The sequence below is a fragment of the Desulfocurvus thunnarius genome, from assembly GCF_055390965.1.
The window spans coordinates 2,933,709-2,949,012 of sequence record NZ_AP042411.1 but is presented as its reverse complement, the minus strand read 5'-3'; the positions used below and the strand labels follow the sequence as shown (position 1 = coordinate 2,949,012).

The following is a 15,304-nucleotide window of genomic DNA, read 5'->3' as shown; positions in this document are numbered from 1 at the left end:
GTTGTGCGTCCTTGCCCGGAGTTCAGAATACGGAAACGGGCGGCTAATTCAAGACCCGGCGGACCACTTCGGCCAGGGATTCCGCCAGGGAAAGTACCTGGGCGGCGTCCTGGCCCTCGACCATGACCCGGGCCTTGGGCTCGGTGCCCGAGTAGCGCAGCAGCACGCGCCCGCGCCCGGCCAGCTCGGCCTCGGCCTGGGCCACGGCGGCCATCAGCTCGGGCAGCTCCCCGAAGGGCCGCTTGCCCGCCACGGGCACGTTGATCAGCTCCTGCGGGTAGGGCGTGAGCAGCCCGGCCAGTTCGGACAGCGGCCGGGCGCGCGCGGTCATGATGCGCAGCAGTTGCAGGGCGGCCAGGATGCCGTCGCCGGTGGTGGAATAGTTGGAGAAGATCAGGTGCCCGGACTGCTCGCCGCCGAGCACGGCGCCCCGGGCGCGCATGGCCTCGGCCACGTAGCGGTCGCCCACGGGGGTGCGCAGCAGGGTGCCGCCGCGCTCGCGCATGAAGACCTCGAGGGCCATGTTGCTCATCACCGTGGCCACCAGCAGATTGCCGCGCAGCACGCCGCGATCCATCTTGTCCTGGGCGCACAGGGCCATGATCTGGTCGCCGTCGAGCACGGTGCCCTTCTCGTCCACGACGATGAGCCGGTCGCCGTCGCCGTCCAGGGCCAGGCCGATGTCCGCGCCTTCGGCCACCACGCGCTCGGCCACCTTGTCGGGGTGCAGCGAGCCGCAGCCGTCGTTGATGTTGGTGCCGTCGGGCGCGACGCCCATGGCCACCACCTCGGCCCCCAGCTCGCTCAGGACCATGGGCGCCACGCGGTAGGTGGCGCCGTGGGCGCAGTCGAGTACGACCTTCACTCCGTCCAGGGTCCGGTCCGCCGGGAAGGTGTGCTTGAGGGTGACCACGTAGCGGCCCATGCTGTCCACCACGCGGGCGGTCTTGCCCACGCGGTCCTGGGGCGGGTAGTCCCAGTCGGTGCAGGGGTCGAGCACCAATTCGGCGATTTCGTCCTCCACCTCGTCGGGCAGCTTGTAGCCCTGGCTGTCGAAGAACTTGATGCCGTTGTCGTAATAGGGGTTGTGCGAGGCGGAGATGACCACGCCCAGATCGCAGCGCATGCTGCGCGTGAGAAACGAAATGGCCGGGGTGGGCATGGGGCCCACGAGCATCACGTCCATGCCCGCGGCGCACAGGCCCGAGGTCAGGGCCGTCTCGAAGATGTAGCCCGAGATGCGCGTGTCCTTGCCGATGAGCACCTTGTGGCGCTTCTTGCCGTTGCGGAAATACTGCCCGGCGGCCAGCCCCAGGCGCAGGACGGTTTCGGGCAGCATCGGGAATTCGTTGACCCGGCCGCGCAGCCCGTCGGTGCCGAAAAAGCGTTTGACCATTGTTCCTCTCGATAGCCAAGGATACCGCGCCCCTGGCGGGCTGCGGGCAAAAACGAGGCGCGATGCTACTGCTTTTTGATTCTGAGTTCCAGTGTTTCGGGGGCGGCCTTTTCCAGGGTGCAGCCGTCCGGCAGCTTGAGGCGCACGGGCAACCGGTGCGTGCCGGGCTCCAGGCCCGAGGGCGGCAGCACGTAGGCCATGCACTGGGCGGCGAGGTCCTTCTCGCGCGAGAGCGGCAGGGGCACCAGCACGCGCACCTGCACCGTGGCGGGCGCCACGCTCGCGTGCTGCAAGGTTTCGGGCAGCACCTTCACGGGCAGCTTGAGCCACAGGCTCTTGCGCTTGACGGCGAAGTCCACCAGCACGCGCACGGCCTGCGGGTCCGCCGCCAGGGTCCGGGGCAGGTCCAGGTCGGCGCGCACCACGTATTCGCCCTGGCCCGTGGCGTTGACCGCCGCCTCGCGGGTGGCGATTTCCTTGAGTTCCGAAACCAGGGCCATGGGCCCGCGCACGCGCACCGTTTCCGGCGAGGCCGTGACGGAAACAAGCTCGTAGTCCTTGCCCGGATCGCCGGACCACACCGGGCGCACGGGCACCTCGCGCTCCATGAGCCGGTCCGCCGTGAGGGTCACCCCGGGCGGGTCGATGTCCACCACCTCCAGGGCCATGGACAGGGGGATGTGCTCGGCCTCGAAGGGGATCTGGGTCTGGCCGGGCTCCAGGTGCGAGAGGTCCAGGGTGTAGGCCGGGCGCCGTTCCTCCAGGCGCCGCACCAGGGCCCGGGGCCCGCGCACGCGCACGGTGATCTTGTCGGCCAGCCCGTCGAGCACCAGGATGTCCGGCCGCGCGCCCACGACCTCCACGGGCATTTCCACCACGGTCTGAACCTTCTCGCGGCCGGTGACGATGTACCAGCAGGCCAGGGCCAGGGCCAGGGCCATGAGCCGGTATTGCCAATTGCGCAGCATGGGCTACTTCTCCCAGGCCCGTTTGAGGACGCGCCGCAGGCGCACCTCGTCCAGGGCGGCGGTGAGCCGTCCGCCGATGGCGATGGACACCTCGCCGCGCTCCTCGGAGGCCACCAGGGCCACGGCGTCCGTTTCCTCGGTGACGCCGATGGCCGCGCGGTGGCGCGTGCCGAAGGACGACTTCTGGCGCACGCCGGAGGCCAGGGGCAGGATGCAGCCCGCCGCCAGCACCCGCCCGGCGCGCAGCAGCACCGCGCCGTCGTGCAGGGGCGTGTCGATGTGGAAAATGGTCAGCAGCAGGTCGCGCGAGAGGCGGGCGTCCAGGGTCACGCCGCGTTCGGTCAGGTCGCCCAGGGGCACGTTCTTTTCGATGACCACCAGCGCGCCGATGTGCCGCTTGGCCATGTCCAGCATGGCGGTGACGAGTTGCTCGAAGGTCTCGTCCTCCACGCTGGGCCGCTTGCGCCACAGCCGCCCCGCCCCCACCTGGGACAGGGCGTTGCGGATGTCGCTTTGGAAAAGAATGATGACCACCAGGAAGATGGACCCCAGGAAGTTGGCCAGCAGCCAGTTGAGGGTCAGCAGGCCGAAGACCTCGGAGAGGTAGTAGACCAGGACCACCAGCATGAGCCCCCACAGCACCGACAGCGCCCGGGTGCCCCGGATGAGCAGGATCAGCCGGTAGAAGATGAAGGCGACCAGCGCGATGTCCACGATCTCGCGCCAGGATATGCGCAGCCAGCCGAGGTCAATCACGGGGCGGCACCTCCGGCGGCCTGGGCTTGCGCTGCGGCCCGCGCAGGGCCTCGGCCACGGTGAGGGTCTGCACCGTGCGGGCCACGTCGTGGACCCGGTGGATGCGCACCCCGCGCGAGGCCAGCACGGCCACGGCGGCCTGGGTCGCCCCGGTGCGCTCCTGCACGGGCAGGCCGAGCAGGTGCTGGAACATGGACTTGTTGGACAGCCCCACGTACAGCGGCAGGCCCAGCACGCCGAAGGCCTCGATGTGGCGCAGGATGGTCAGGTTGTGTTCCAGGGTCTTGCCGAAGCCGATGCCGGGGTCGATGACGATGTTGTCCTCGGGCAGGCCCGCGGCCGTCAGGGCCCGCAGGCGTTCCTCGAAAAAGGCGATGATGTCGTGGACCACGTTGTCGTAGCGTGGGGCCTGCTGCATGGTGCCGGGGCGGCCCAGGCTGTGCATGAGCACGTAGCCGGGCCTGTACTGCCCGAGCACGTCCAGCAGCTCGGGCTCGAAGCGGCAGGCCGAGATGTCGTTGACCACGGCGGCCCCGGCGTCCAGCGCGGCGGCGGCCACCCGGGCCTTGAAGGTGTCCACGCTGATGGCGGCCGAGGGCCCGGCGGCCAGGTCCTGGGAGCCGCAGATATGCCCGGCCAGCCCCTGGATGACGGGCAGCACCCGGGCCATTTCCTGTTCGGCGTCGACGGCCTCGGCCCCCGGGCGGGTGGACTCGCCGCCCACGTCGAGGACCATCGCTCCCTCGGCCAGCAGGCGCAGCCCGTGGGCCACGGCGGCTTCGGGGGCGTCGTGGCGCCCGCCGTCGTAGAACGAATCCGGCGTGGCGTTGACGATGCCGACCACGAAAAAGGGGGCCGGGCCAAGGACCCGTCCCCCGGTGACATTCCAGAAAATGCGTTCCTGCATTGCCTAGTTCCCGCTTTTGTCCTTTTCCCCGGGCCCGGCGGAGTCGTCGGGCTCCAGGCGGAACTCCCCGCCGTCGCGCTGGGCCCCGGCCACGTCGAGCTCGCCGTCCATGACCTTGCGGAACAGGCTCTTGGGCCGGTCTCCGGGCGTGGGCGGGGTGGCTCCGGCCATGGGCGAGGCGTATTCCCCGGCCATGTGCTCGCCGGTGTCCTCCTTGGGGGCCGGGGCGCTGCCCTGGCCCGTCGGGGCGGCCGGAGCCGCCGGTGCAGCCGGGGCGGCGGGAGCGGCAGGCGCCGCCGGGGCCGCGCCGCCGGAGCCGGAGCCCTCGGGGCCGGAGCCGGGGCGCCCCAGGGCCGGGCCGTCCTGCGCGCCGGGGCCCGCGACCTTGGGCAGGGGCTTGCCCTGCATGATGAGGTCGATGTCCGCGCCGGAGATGGTTTCGCGCTCCAGCAGGGCCGCCGCGATGGCGTGCAGGGTGTCCATGTTGTCGCGCAGCAGCGTCAGGGCCCGCTCGTTGGCCTCGTCCACGATGCGCCGGATCTCGGAGTCGATGAGCCGGGCGGTGTCCTCGCTGTGGACCTTGTGGCGGATCATCTCGCGGCCCAGGAACACCGAATCGTCCTTTTCGGCCAGGGCCAGGGGCCCGATGGCGTCGCTCATGCCCCACTGGGTGACCATCTTGCGGGCGATGCCCGTGGCGCGCTCGATGTCGTTGCTGGCGCCGGTGGTGCGCTGGCCGAAGATCAGCTCCTCGGCGGCGCGCCCGGCCAGCAGGCCCGAGAGCTGGCCTTCGAGGTATTCGCGGCTGTAGTTGTGGCGGTCGTCCACGGGCAGGTGCATGGTCACGCCCAGGGCCATGCCGCGCGGAATGATGGACACCTTGTGCACCGGGTCGGCGTGGGGTTGCAGCTTGCCGATGAGGGCGTGGCCCGCCTCGTGGTAGGCCGTGGTGCGCTTTTCCTCGTCGGAGAGGATGACGCTGCGCCGCTCCTTGCCCATGAGCACCTTGTCCTTGGCCATCTCGAAGTCGGCCATGAGCACCTGGTCGCGCCCGAGCTTGGCGGCCTGGAGGGCGGCCTCGTTGACGAGGTTTTCCAGGTCCGCCCCGGAGAAGCCGGGGGTGCCCCGGGCGATCACGTCGGTATCCACGTCGGCGCCCAGGGGCGTGCGCCGGGTGTGCACGTCGAGGATGCGCTTGCGGCCGCGCACGTCGGGGGTCGGCACGACCACCTGGCGGTCGAAACGGCCCGGGCGCAGCAGCGCCGGGTCGAGCACGTCGGGGCGGTTGGTGGCGGCGATGAGAATGACGCCTTCGTTGGACTCGAAGCCGTCCATCTCGACCAGAAGCTGGTTCAGGGTCTGCTCGCGTTCGTCGTGCCCGCCGCCCAGGCCCGCGCCGCGCTGGCGGCCCACGGCGTCGATCTCGTCGATGAAGATCAGGCAGGGCGCGTTTTTCTTGCCCTGGATGAACAGGTCGCGCACGCGCGATGCGCCCACGCCCACGAACATCTCCACGAAATCCGAACCGGAGATGGAGAAGAAGGGCACCCCGGCCTCGCCGGCCACGGCGCGGGCCAGCAGGGTCTTGCCCGTGCCGGGAGGGCCGACGAGCAGCACGCCCTTGGGGATGCGCCCGCCCAGGCGGGTGAACTTGCGCGGATTGGACAAAAAGTCCACGACCTCGGAGAGTTCCTCCTTGGCCTCGTCCACGCCCGCCACGTCGTCGAAGGTGACCTTGGACTGGTCCTGGGTGATCATCTTGGCCCGCGAGCGGCCGAAGCTCATGGCCTTGCCGCCGCCGGACTGCATCTGGCGCATGAAGAATATCCACACGCCGATGAGCAGCAGCATGGGGAACCAGGAGACGAAGACCGTGAGCCAGGGCGAATCCTCAACGGGCTTGGCGTTGACCTGGATGCCCTTGTCCACGAGCTTGCCCACCAGGGCGGGGTCGTCGGGGGCGTAGGTGCTGAAGCGCTCGCCCGAGACGGTCTGGCCCAGGATGTCGCGGCCCTGGATGGTGACCTCGGCAATCTGGTTGCTGTCCACGTTTTGCAGGAACTCGGTGTAGCTCATGGTGAGCTGCGTGCGCGGCTGCTGGTTGAACATGTTGAACAGGAAGACCATCACCAGCGAGATGGCCAACCAGAGAAAGAGGTTCCGGGTGACGTTGTTCAAGGCGTCTGCTCCTCGTTGTGCGCTCGTCGGAAGGGGCGCGGGGCCCCGGTCGGGGGACTATAAGTCCCCTGGCGGGCCCAGGCAAGGCGGGCGGTGCATTTCTTGGATATTGCGCGGTATTTCCACCGCGCCGCGCCGGGGCGGGCCAGAATTCCAACTAGCACAGCGGCCCTGCCCTGTCCACGCAAAGGGCGCCGGGGAAAACGCCCGGCCGGGCGGGGGCGCGCGGGGCCCGGCGCGGTGTCCAAACGTGCATACTCCGGCGCGGCCTTGCCCAAAGCCGCCGCACCTGCTAGAGAGGTCTTCCTTTGCGCGAAACGGCGCGAAAAGGCGCGGAAGCGTGTCGTCACCGGTGTGGCGCCTGGTCTTCAAAACCAGTGTGCGGGCTTACCCCCGCAGGTAGGTTCGACTCCTATACGCTTCCGCCATTCTTGGATTTTCCGGTAAAATGAAAGAGCTCTTCAGGGCGGGTGCCCGGAGGGCTCTTTTTTTTCGGGCGCGCGGCCAGCAAACCCCGCGGGGGGCCGCCGCTTGTCCCCGGCCTGCGTTTGGGCCTTCCCGGCGGCTCCGGCCGCCGGGCCCCGGGGTGCGCGGCGGGTGGGGCTCCCGGTCGTGCCGTCCGGCCCCGGGGCAACCAGATTCCCCTTGCCATGGCCGCCCGTTGCGGGTTTGATTGCCGGGTTCCCGGCCCGGCCGGGGGGAGGTCCGGCGTTCCATGCCCCGCTTGTCCCTGCGCGTACACATCTTTTCGCTGCTGGCGGCCATCGTGGCCGTGGCCCTGGCGGGCGGCGCCATGGTCCTGTGGTACACCCACAAGGCCGACGCGCTGCTTTCCGGCGTGCTGGACCGCGACCTGACGGCCTACGAGGCCTCGGGGCGGCTGGTGGACGCCCTGCTGGAGCAGCGCGGGCTGACGACCTACTATTTCCTGGACGGCGACCCGCGCTGGCTGGAACGCCTGGAGCGCAGCGGGACGGGCTTCGAGACGCTGCTGGCCCGGGCCCGGGCCCTGGCGCCCGACGCCGAGGCCCAGACCCTGGTGGGCGCCATCGAGTCCGGCTATCTGCACTATACCCAGGGCCGCGGCGCGGTGCTCGCGCTCTACCGCGACGGGCGGCGCGACGAGGGCGCGGCCCTGCACCAGGGCATCCGCGCCCAGTACGCCCAGGTGCTCCAGCTCTGCCAGGACCACCGCGACCTGCACGAGGCGCGCCTGCGCCAGGCCGGGCAGGCCGGGCGCCAGCGCATGGCCGTGGTCAGCGGGGCGGCCCTGGGGTTCATGCCCGTGGCGCTGTCTCTGGTAGGGGTGCTGGCCTTCGTGCTCGTGCGCCACGTGCTGCGGCCCATCCACAGCCTCGCCGAGGCCATGGACCTGACTGCCCCCGGCCCGGGCAACGAGATCACCGCCCTGGGCCGGCGCGTGCGCGACCTGCTCCAGGACGTGGGCGCCGCGCGGCACAAGCTGGAAAAAAGCCGGGAGCATCTGGTGCAGGCCGAGAAATGGGCCCTGACCGGCAAGCTGGCCGCCAGCGTGGCCCACAGCATCCGCAACCCGCTGACCTCGGTGAAGATCCGCCTGTTTTCCCTGGGCCGCAGCCTGCGCCTGAGCGACGAACAGCGCGAGGACTTCGAGGTCATCACCGAGGAGATCGGGCACATCGACGCCATCGCCAGAAATTTCCTGGATTTCTCGCGCCCGGCCAAGCCGCACAAGCAGCTTGTGGGCGCCGGGGAGGTGGTCCGGGCCGCCCTGACCCTCATGCGCCACCGTCTGGAATCCTACGGCGTGGAGGTCGATCTGCGCATTCCGGCGGAGCCCTGCCCGGTCATGGCCGACCCCGAGCAGCTCAAGGAAGTGCTGGTGAACCTGCTGGTCAACGCCTGCGAGGCCATGACCGTGCTCACCGGGGGCGGACGGATCGAGATCACCGTGGAGCGCGGCTACGCCGACCCCCTGGGCAACGTGGTGGTCATGCGCGTGGCCGACACGGGCCCGGGCATTCCGCCCGCCCTGCGCGAACAGGTCTTCCAGCCCTTCTTCAGTTCCAAGGAGGAGGGCACCGGCCTGGGGCTGGCCATCGCCCGGCGCATCGTGGAGGAGCACGGCGGCTGGATCACGGCCAAATCGCGCGAGGGCGGCGGGGCGCAGTTCTCCATCACCCTGCCCGGCAAGGAGGACGGCCAGTGGCACAGATCCTGATCGTGGACGACGACGCCCAGTTGCGCGAAAGCTTCCGCCGCCTGCTGGCCCAGGAGGGCCACGACGTGCGCACGGCCAATTCCGCAGAGGCCGGGGTCCGCGCCGTGGGCGAGGCCGTGCCGGATCTGGTCATCATGGACGTGCGCCTGCCGGGCATGAACGGACTGGAGGGCTTCCGGGCCATGCGCGCGGTGGAGCCCCGGCTCACGGCCATCATCATGACCGCCTACGGCACCACGGAGACGGCCATCGAGGCCACCCGCCTGGGCGCCTTCGACTACGTGCTCAAGCCTTTCGACATCCCCGACATCCTGGTGCTCATCGATCAGGCCCTGGAGGCCGGGCGCTTTCAGCGCCGGGCCGTGGCCGTGGCCGCCGGGCCCGGCGGCGAAGGCGGCCAGGACGGGAAGGACGACGAGGGCGCGGACGGGGCGGGCGACGTGCTCGTGGGCCGCAGCCAGGCCATGCAGGGGCTCTACAAGGCCATCGGCCGCGTGGCGGGCACCGGGGCGACCGTGCTCGTGCGCGGCGAGTCGGGCACGGGCAAGGAGCTGGCCGCCCGGCTGGTCTACCAGCACGGCCCGCGCAAAGACGCGCCGTTCGTGGTCATCAACTGCGTGGCCATTCCCGAAACGCTTCTGGAAAGCGAGCTGTTCGGCTACGAGAAAGGCGCCTTCACCGGCGCCGTGGCCCGCCGGGTGGGCAAGATCGAGCAGGCCGACGGCGGCACGGTGTTCCTGGACGAGATCGGCGACATGCCCCTGCCCATTCAGGGCAAGCTCCTGCGCCTGCTGGAGGAACGCAGCGTCGAGCGCCTGGGCGGCATGGGCCCGCGCCGGGTGGACGTGCGCATCATCGCCGCCACCAACCGCGACCTGGAGGCCGCCGTGGCCGAGGGCCGCTTCCGCGAGGATCTCTACTACCGGCTGCGGGTGGTCACCCTGTGGCTGCCGCCCCTGCGCGAGCGCGAGGGCGACGTGGACCTGCTGGCCGACCACTTCCTGGCCCGCCATGCCCGGGCCATGGGCGTGCCCGCCCCGGGCTTCACCGACGCCGCCCGCCGGGCCCTGGCCGGGCACTCCTGGCCGGGCAACGTGCGCGAGCTGGTCAACGTGGTCCACAAGGCGCTGATCTTTTCGCGCGGGGCGCCCCTGGGGGCCGACGAGGTGCTCGGCGCCATCCATGGCGACCGGCCCGGCGAGACCCCGCCGGGGGACGATTTCCACGAGGCCGTGGGCCGCTTCGTGCGCGCCCGGCTTACGCGCGGCGGCGAGCACGTGCTTGACGAGGTGGTCGATCTTTTCGCGGCCCGGACCATCGAGGAGGCCCTGCGCCTGACCGGCGGCAACCGGACCCAGGCCGCGCGGCTGCTGGGCGTCTCGCGGCCGACGCTGCTGGCGCGCATGGACAAGTACGCCATCCGCGTGCAGGCCCTGGTGTCCGGGCGCAGCGAGGGGCGCGGCGAGGGCTGAGGCAAGGCCGGAGCCATGGCCGCAACCGGGATCCGGCTCCGGCCCGCAAATTTCTTGCCCTGAACCCCGGGGCACACTAGACTGCCTGAATCGATCCGCACCCGGGAAACGGAAGACGGTGTAAATCCGTCGCGGACGCGCCACTGTAACCGACACGAAACCCCGCCACGCCCACTGCGGCCCCAGCCGTGGGAAGAGCGTGGCCCCATGGGGGTCGGAAGCCAGGAGACGCCCCGGGTGCATGGAGCACGACTGTCTCGCGAAATGGACAGACATGCGCAGCCGCCCGGGGAGTCCTCCCGGGGCGGTCCCGCCTTGTGGCGTCTTCGTTTCGAGTGTCGTTGCTCCCTTTCACCAACGTTTTGCTGAAAGGAGTGACAGATGGAAAGGCACATTCCCGGTTTCCCGCGTATCGGCGTCCGCCGCGAACTCAAGGCGGCCCTGGAGGGCTGCTGGCGCGGCGAGGTGACCCTGGAGGGCCTCGCGGCCACAGGCCGCGAGCTGCGCCTGCGCCATTGGGACATCCAGCGCCGCGCCGGGCTGTCCCTGGTCGCCGTGGGCGACTTCTCGTTCTACGACCACGTGCTCGACACCGCACTGATGCTCGGGGCCGTGCCCCGGCGCTTCGCCGGGCCGGACGTTGCCCCGGACACAGCCCCGGGCTCGACCCCGGAGCTGGCCTTCCGCATGGCCCGGGGCGACGCCGCACGCGGCGTCGCGGCCATGGAAATGACCAAGTGGTTCGACACCAACTACCACTACATCGTGCCCGAACTGGAGCCCGGCCAGCGCCTGGGCCTGACCTCGCGGGCCCTGGCGGACGACGTGCGCCTTGCCCTGGAGCACGGCCACCGGCCCAAGGCGGTGCTGCTCGGCCCGGTGACCTTCCTGGCCCTGGCCAAGGGCATGGACGGCCAGGACCCGTGGGCCCGGCTGGACGAGGTGCTGGGAGCCTACGCGGCCCTGCTGGCCGAACTGGACGGCCTGTGCCCGTGGATTCAGATCGACGAGCCCATCCTGTGCACGGACCTGCCCGCCCAGGCCCGGGCAGCCTTCCCGCGCGCCTGCGCGGCGCTGAACGGCGCCGTGGGCCGCAGCGGGCTGCTGCTGGCGGCCTACTTCGGCGCCCTGGACGGCCCGGGGCTGGACCTGGCCCTGGCCTCGGGCTGCCGGGGGCTGCACGTGGACCTCGTGCGCGGGGCGCGCAGCCTGCCCGCGCTGCTCGACCGGATGCCCGAGGGCATGGTGCTCTCGGCGGGTGTTGTGGACGGGCGCGGCATCTGGCGTACGGACCTGCGCCGGACCGTGGCCCTGCTTGAGGACGCGGCCCGCCGCCGGGGGCCCGAGGGGCTGATGGTCGCCTCGTCGTGCTCCCTGCTGCATGTGCCCGTGGACCTGGACGCCGAAACGGACCTGGACCCCGAGGTGCGGGGCTGGATGGCCTTCGCCACCCAGAAATGCGCCGAACTGGGCGCCCTGGGCGACCTGCTCGAAGGGCGCGAACGCCCCGGGGCCCTGGCCGCCAGCGACCGGGCCGTGGCCTCGCGGCGCGACAGCCCCCTGACCCGCGACCCGGCCGTGCGCGCGCGCTGCGCGGGCGTGGACGAAGCCATGCTGCGCCGTAAGAGCCCCTACGCCGTGCGCCGCGAGGCCCAGGGCTGGCTGGACCTGCCCCTGCTGCCCACCACCACGATCGGCTCCTTCCCGCAGACCGCCGAAATCCGCCGCCAGCGCAAGCTGCTGCGCGACGGCGCCATCGACCGGGCGGGCTACGAGGGCTTCCTCCGGGAGGAGATCGCCCGCGTGGTGCGCATCCAGGAGGATCTGGGCCTGGACGTGCTCGTGCACGGCGAGGCCGAGCGCAACGACATGGTGGAGTATTTCGGCCAGCAACTGGCGGGCTTCCGCTTCACGGGCAACGGCTGGGTGCAGAGCTACGGCAGCCGCTGCGTCAAGCCGCCGGTGATCTGCGGCGACGTGAGCCGCCCCGGGGCCATGACCGTGCCGTGGATCACCTACGCCCAGTCCCTGACCGCGCGGCCCATGAAAGGCATGCTCACCGGGCCGGTGACCATCCTGTGCTGGAGCTTCGTGCGCGACGACCTGCCCCGGGCCGAGGTCTGCCGCCAGTTGGCCCTGGCCGTGCGCGACGAGGTGCACGACCTGGAGGCCGCCGGGGTGCGCATCATCCAGATCGACGAGGCCGCCTTCCGCGAGGGCATGCCCCTGGCGGCGGCCGAGCGCGGGGACTACCTGCGCTGGGCCGTGGACTGCTTCCGGCTGGCCACCTCGGGCGTGGACGACGCCACCCAGATCCACAGCCACATGTGCTACAGCTCGTTCAACGACATCCTCCCGGCCATCGCGGCCATGGACGCCGACGTGATCAGCATCGAGTCCAGCCGCAGCGGCATGGAGCTGCTCCAGGCCTTCCGGGAATTCGACTACCCCAACGCCGTGGGCCCCGGGGTGTACGACATCCACAGCCCGCGCGTGCCCTCGCGCGGGGAGATGGTCGGCCTGCTGCGCGCGGCCCTGGCGCTCATCCCCGCCGGGCGGCTGTGGGTCAACCCCGACTGCGGCCTGAAGACCAGGGCCTGGCCCGAAACCCTGGAATCCCTGCGCAACATGGTGGCGGCGGCCCTTGAGGTCCGCGCCGGATTGAGCGGAGCGGGCGGGCAGGACTGACGGGGCCCCACCAGAGGAAACCGCAAGGAGGCCGCGCCCGCCCGGGCGCGGCCTCCGTTTTTGCGACCCGCGGCGGCCTTTTCGCCCGGGGCGGAGTTTGGTATCATGGTGCGGACCACAAGACCAGAAGCCAGGCCCGCGCCGCCCTTGGGCCCCGGGCCGCCAGCCGGGCGTCCTTCGGCCCGCAGGAGCAGACCATGCCCAGCCTCCCCCTCGACGCCGCCCAGGCCCTGGGCGAACGGATTCTCACCCGGCACGACGTGGGCCCGGAAAACGCCGCCGTCACCGTGCGCGCGCTGCTGCGGGCCGAGATGGAGGGCATTCCCTCCCACGGCTTTTCGCGCCTGCCGTCCTACGCGGCCCAGGCCGCCAGCGGCAAGGTGGACGGCCACGCCGTGCCGCGCGTGGAGCGCCCCCGGCCCGGAACGGTGCTGGCGGACGCACGCTGCGGTTTCGCCTTCCGGGCCCTGGCCGACGGGCTGCCCGTGGCGGCGCGCGCGGCCCGGGAGCAGGGCGCGGCCCTGCTGGCCGTGCGCAACTCGCACCACGCCGGGGTGCTCGGCTTCCCTGTCGGCGATCTGGCCCGGGAGGGCCTGCTGGCCCTGGGGTTCGCCAACACCCCCGGGGCCCTGGCGCCCCACGGCGGCTCGCGGGTGACCTTCGGCACCAATCCCCTGGCCCTGGGTTGCCCGCGCGCGGCCGGGCCGCCGCTGGTCATCGACCTGTCCATGGGCGTCATGGCGCGGGGCAAGATCATGCTGGCCGCCAGGGCGGGCGAGCCCATCCCCGAGGGCGTGGCCGTGGATGCCCAGGGGCAGCCCACGCGCGACGCGGCCCGGGCCCTGGATGGCGCGCTGCTGCCCTTCGGCGGCCCCAAGGGTTCGGCCCTGGCCCTGCTGGTGGAGATCATGGCCGCCGCGCTGACCGGCGCGTCCCTGGCTTTCGAGCTGGAGCCGCTGACCCTGTTTTCCCCTGACGGCCCGGCTCCGCGCCTGGGCCAGAGCTTCCTGGTCCTCGACCCGGCGGCCAGCGCCGGGGAAGGCTTTGCCCGGCGGGTGGAAACCCTGCTCGCACAGGTCGCGGACCAGCCCGGCGCGCGCCTGCCCGGCGACCGCAGGACGGACCTGCGCCGCGCCGCGCGCGAGGCCGGGGCCATCGACCTGCCCGCGACGCTGCACGCGCAGCTCCTGGACCTGTGCTGAACGGCGGCGGCCCGCATCCGCAGGCCGCCGCCGTGTTCTTGCCGTGCGGGTCTGCCGCCGCACGCCGCCTTGCCCCGCCCGTCGGGCCGCTTGAAGCCCGTCGCCCAACTGACCCCGGCGCCCCCCGTGCCCGTGTCCCTTTTCCCGGGCGCCTCCTCCCGCCATTGCGCGCGGGCGGGCTCGCGCGGATCGGCCCGCACCCTTCCGCAACGCCCGGCGCGGCCGCCCCGCTCTCTTCCGCTCCCGCCGCGTCCCTGCCCGCCCGCCTTGCCCGGGCGCCCAGTTCCCACGCGACTCCGCCGCCGGGCGCGCCCTTTCCTTGGGCCGCGAAATGCGCTATGCCCTGCCGATAGATTATTCCACAACCCCTGCACCCGAGGTGTCCTGCCCCATGAAACGTCGTGAATTCCTGAAGAAATCCGGCATGGGCCTGGCCGCTGGCGTGGCCGCCGGCGCCGTGGCCGCCCCCGCCGTCCTGGCCAAGCAGTCCTTTTCCTGGAAGATGGTCACCTCCTGGCCCGCCGGGATGCCCATCCTGCAAACCGGCGCCGAGCGCTTCGCCAAGCTCGTGGGCGAGATGTCCGACGGCGAGCTGACCATCGAGGTCTACGCGGGGGGCGAACTGGTGCCGCCCATGGGCGCCTTCGACGCCGTGTCCCAGGGCATGGTCCAGTGCTACCACAGCGCGTCCTACTACTGGGCGGGCAACCACCCCGGCACCCAGTGGTTCACCTCCGTGCCCTTCGGCATGAACACCGCCGGATACAACGCCTGGTTCCACGCGGGCAACGGCCTGGCCCTGTGGGAGGAGCTGTACTCGCGCTTCAACCTCGTGCCCCGGCCCCTGGGCACCACGTCCTTCCAGATGGGCGGCTGGTTCAACAAGAAGGTGGACTCCCTGGACGCCCTCAAGGGCATGAAGCTGCGCTTCCCGGGGCTGGCGGGCCGGGTCTACGCCAAGGCCGGGGCCGCGGTGGTCCTTCTGCCCGGCGGCGAGGTCTACACCTCGCTGGAGCGCGGCGTCATCGACGCCACCGACTGGGTCGGCCCCGTGCTCGACCTGCGCATGGGCCTGAACCGCGTCGCCAAGTACTACTACACTCCCGCCTGGCAGGAGCCCACGGGCTTCACCGAGGTGGTCTTCAACAAGGCCGCCTACGAGGCCCTGCCCGCGGACCTCAAGGCCGTGCTCGACGCCGCCGCCGCCAAGATGACCAACGTCATGCTGGCCGAATTCGACATCCAGAGCGCCCGGGCCCTGGCCGAAATCCGCGCCGAAGGCAAGGTCGAGATCGTCTCCTTCCCCGACGAGGTCCTGGAAACCTTCCGCACCCTGTCCGCCGAGGTGCTGGAGGAGGAGGCCGACAAGGACGCCATGACCCGCAAAATCCACGACGACTACAAGGCCTTCATGGCCGAGTGGCTGACCTGGACGGCGGTCACGGACAAGGAATACTTCGCGCGGATGGTCTAGCCCCGCGCCCGGGTGAAACCGAAGGGCCGCCGCTCCCGGGGGAGCGGCGGCCCTTTCGCGTTC

General features: G+C 71.4%; 10 protein-coding genes, 1 tRNA gene and 1 riboswitch. Of the genes, 6 read left to right on the top strand and 5 right to left on the bottom strand.

Annotated features, from left to right (window positions below):
* Nucleotides 1-43: 43 nt before the first annotated feature.
* The 5 genes from glmM to ftsH all read right to left on the bottom strand — a co-directional run bounded on the left by glmM (nucleotide 44) and on the right by ftsH (nucleotide 6,205).
* Nucleotides 44-1,396 carry a phosphoglucosamine mutase gene (glmM, locus tag ACZ5KV_RS12895; RefSeq protein WP_464239713.1) on the bottom strand — a complete coding sequence of 451 codons (1,353 nt, stop codon included), beginning with the start codon at nucleotides 1,394-1,396 and terminating at the stop codon, nucleotides 44-46.
* 65 nt (nucleotides 1,397-1,461) lie between these two features.
* Entirely contained in the window at nucleotides 1,462-2,364 is a 903-nt protein-coding gene (locus ACZ5KV_RS12890) for a CdaR family protein (protein WP_464239712.1), read from the bottom strand.
* A gap of 3 nt (nucleotides 2,365-2,367) precedes the next feature.
* Nucleotides 2,368-3,120 carry a diadenylate cyclase CdaA gene (cdaA, locus tag ACZ5KV_RS12885; protein WP_464239711.1) on the bottom strand — a complete coding sequence of 251 codons (753 nt, stop codon included), beginning with the start codon at nucleotides 3,118-3,120 and terminating at the stop codon, nucleotides 2,368-2,370.
* Nucleotides 3,113-4,027 carry a dihydropteroate synthase gene (folP, locus tag ACZ5KV_RS12880; protein ID WP_464239710.1) on the bottom strand — a complete coding sequence of 305 codons (915 nt, stop codon included), beginning with the start codon at nucleotides 4,025-4,027 and terminating at the stop codon, nucleotides 3,113-3,115. Before folP ends, cdaA begins: the two co-directional genes overlap by 8 nt.
* Nucleotides 4,028-4,030: 3 nt before the next feature.
* Complete coding sequence (gene ftsH, locus ACZ5KV_RS12875) at nucleotides 4,031-6,205, bottom strand: ATP-dependent zinc metalloprotease FtsH (RefSeq protein WP_464239709.1); 2,175 nt, start codon at nucleotides 6,203-6,205, stop codon at nucleotides 4,031-4,033.
* A gap of 334 nt (nucleotides 6,206-6,539) precedes the next feature.
* On the opposite strand from ftsH, the gene ACZ5KV_RS12870 reads away from it, so the two are divergent.
* The 6 genes from ACZ5KV_RS12870 (at nucleotide 6,540) to ACZ5KV_RS12845 (ending at nucleotide 15,241) form a co-directional block, all read left to right on the top strand.
* Nucleotides 6,540-6,633 (top strand) — tRNA-Sec (locus tag ACZ5KV_RS12870).
* A gap of 287 nt (nucleotides 6,634-6,920) precedes the next feature.
* A complete protein-coding gene (locus ACZ5KV_RS12865) occupies nucleotides 6,921-8,405 on the top strand; it encodes a sensor histidine kinase (protein WP_464239708.1) in 1,485 nt (494 codons plus the stop codon).
* On the top strand, nucleotides 8,390-9,877 hold the full coding sequence (locus tag ACZ5KV_RS12860; protein ID WP_464239707.1) for a sigma-54-dependent transcriptional regulator: 1,488 nt from the start codon (nucleotides 8,390-8,392) through the stop codon (nucleotides 9,875-9,877). The genes ACZ5KV_RS12865 and ACZ5KV_RS12860 overlap by 16 nt, the downstream gene beginning before the upstream one ends.
* 49 nt (nucleotides 9,878-9,926) lie before the next feature.
* Nucleotides 9,927-10,129, top strand: a riboswitch (cobalamin riboswitch).
* 129 nt (nucleotides 10,130-10,258) lie between these two features.
* Nucleotides 10,259-12,565 (top strand): 5-methyltetrahydropteroyltriglutamate--homocysteine S-methyltransferase, encoded by a 2,307-nt coding sequence (gene metE / locus ACZ5KV_RS12855; protein WP_464239706.1) that lies wholly within the window; start codon nucleotides 10,259-10,261, stop codon nucleotides 12,563-12,565.
* 197 nt (nucleotides 12,566-12,762) lie between these two features.
* On the top strand, nucleotides 12,763-13,767 hold the full coding sequence (locus ACZ5KV_RS12850) for an Ldh family oxidoreductase (RefSeq protein WP_464239705.1): 1,005 nt from the start codon (nucleotides 12,763-12,765) through the stop codon (nucleotides 13,765-13,767).
* Between the two features lie 391 nt (nucleotides 13,768-14,158).
* Nucleotides 14,159-15,241, top strand: a complete 1,083-nt coding sequence (locus tag ACZ5KV_RS12845) for a TRAP transporter substrate-binding protein (protein ID WP_464239704.1) — start codon at nucleotides 14,159-14,161, stop codon at nucleotides 15,239-15,241.
* Nucleotides 15,242-15,304 lie beyond the last annotated feature (63 nt).

Excerpts from the sequence above, each read along its gene's own strand:
- ACZ5KV_RS12845 (WP_464239704.1), top strand. The coding sequence starts at position 14,159 with ATGAAACGTCGTGAATTCCTGAAGAAATCCGGCATGGGCCTGGCCGCT.
- glmM (WP_464239713.1), bottom strand. The coding sequence starts at position 1,396 with ATGGTCAAACGCTTTTTCGGCACCGACGGGCTGCGCGGCCGGGTCAAC.
- folP (WP_464239710.1), bottom strand. The coding sequence starts at position 4,027 with ATGCAGGAACGCATTTTCTGGAATGTCACCGGGGGACGGGTCCTTGGC.
- ACZ5KV_RS12865 (WP_464239708.1), top strand. The coding sequence starts at position 6,921 with ATGCCCCGCTTGTCCCTGCGCGTACACATCTTTTCGCTGCTGGCGGCC.
- ACZ5KV_RS12890 (WP_464239712.1), bottom strand. The coding sequence starts at position 2,364 with ATGCTGCGCAATTGGCAATACCGGCTCATGGCCCTGGCCCTGGCCCTG.
- ACZ5KV_RS12850 (WP_464239705.1), top strand. The coding sequence starts at position 12,763 with ATGCCCAGCCTCCCCCTCGACGCCGCCCAGGCCCTGGGCGAACGGATT.
- metE (WP_464239706.1), top strand. The coding sequence starts at position 10,259 with ATGGAAAGGCACATTCCCGGTTTCCCGCGTATCGGCGTCCGCCGCGAA.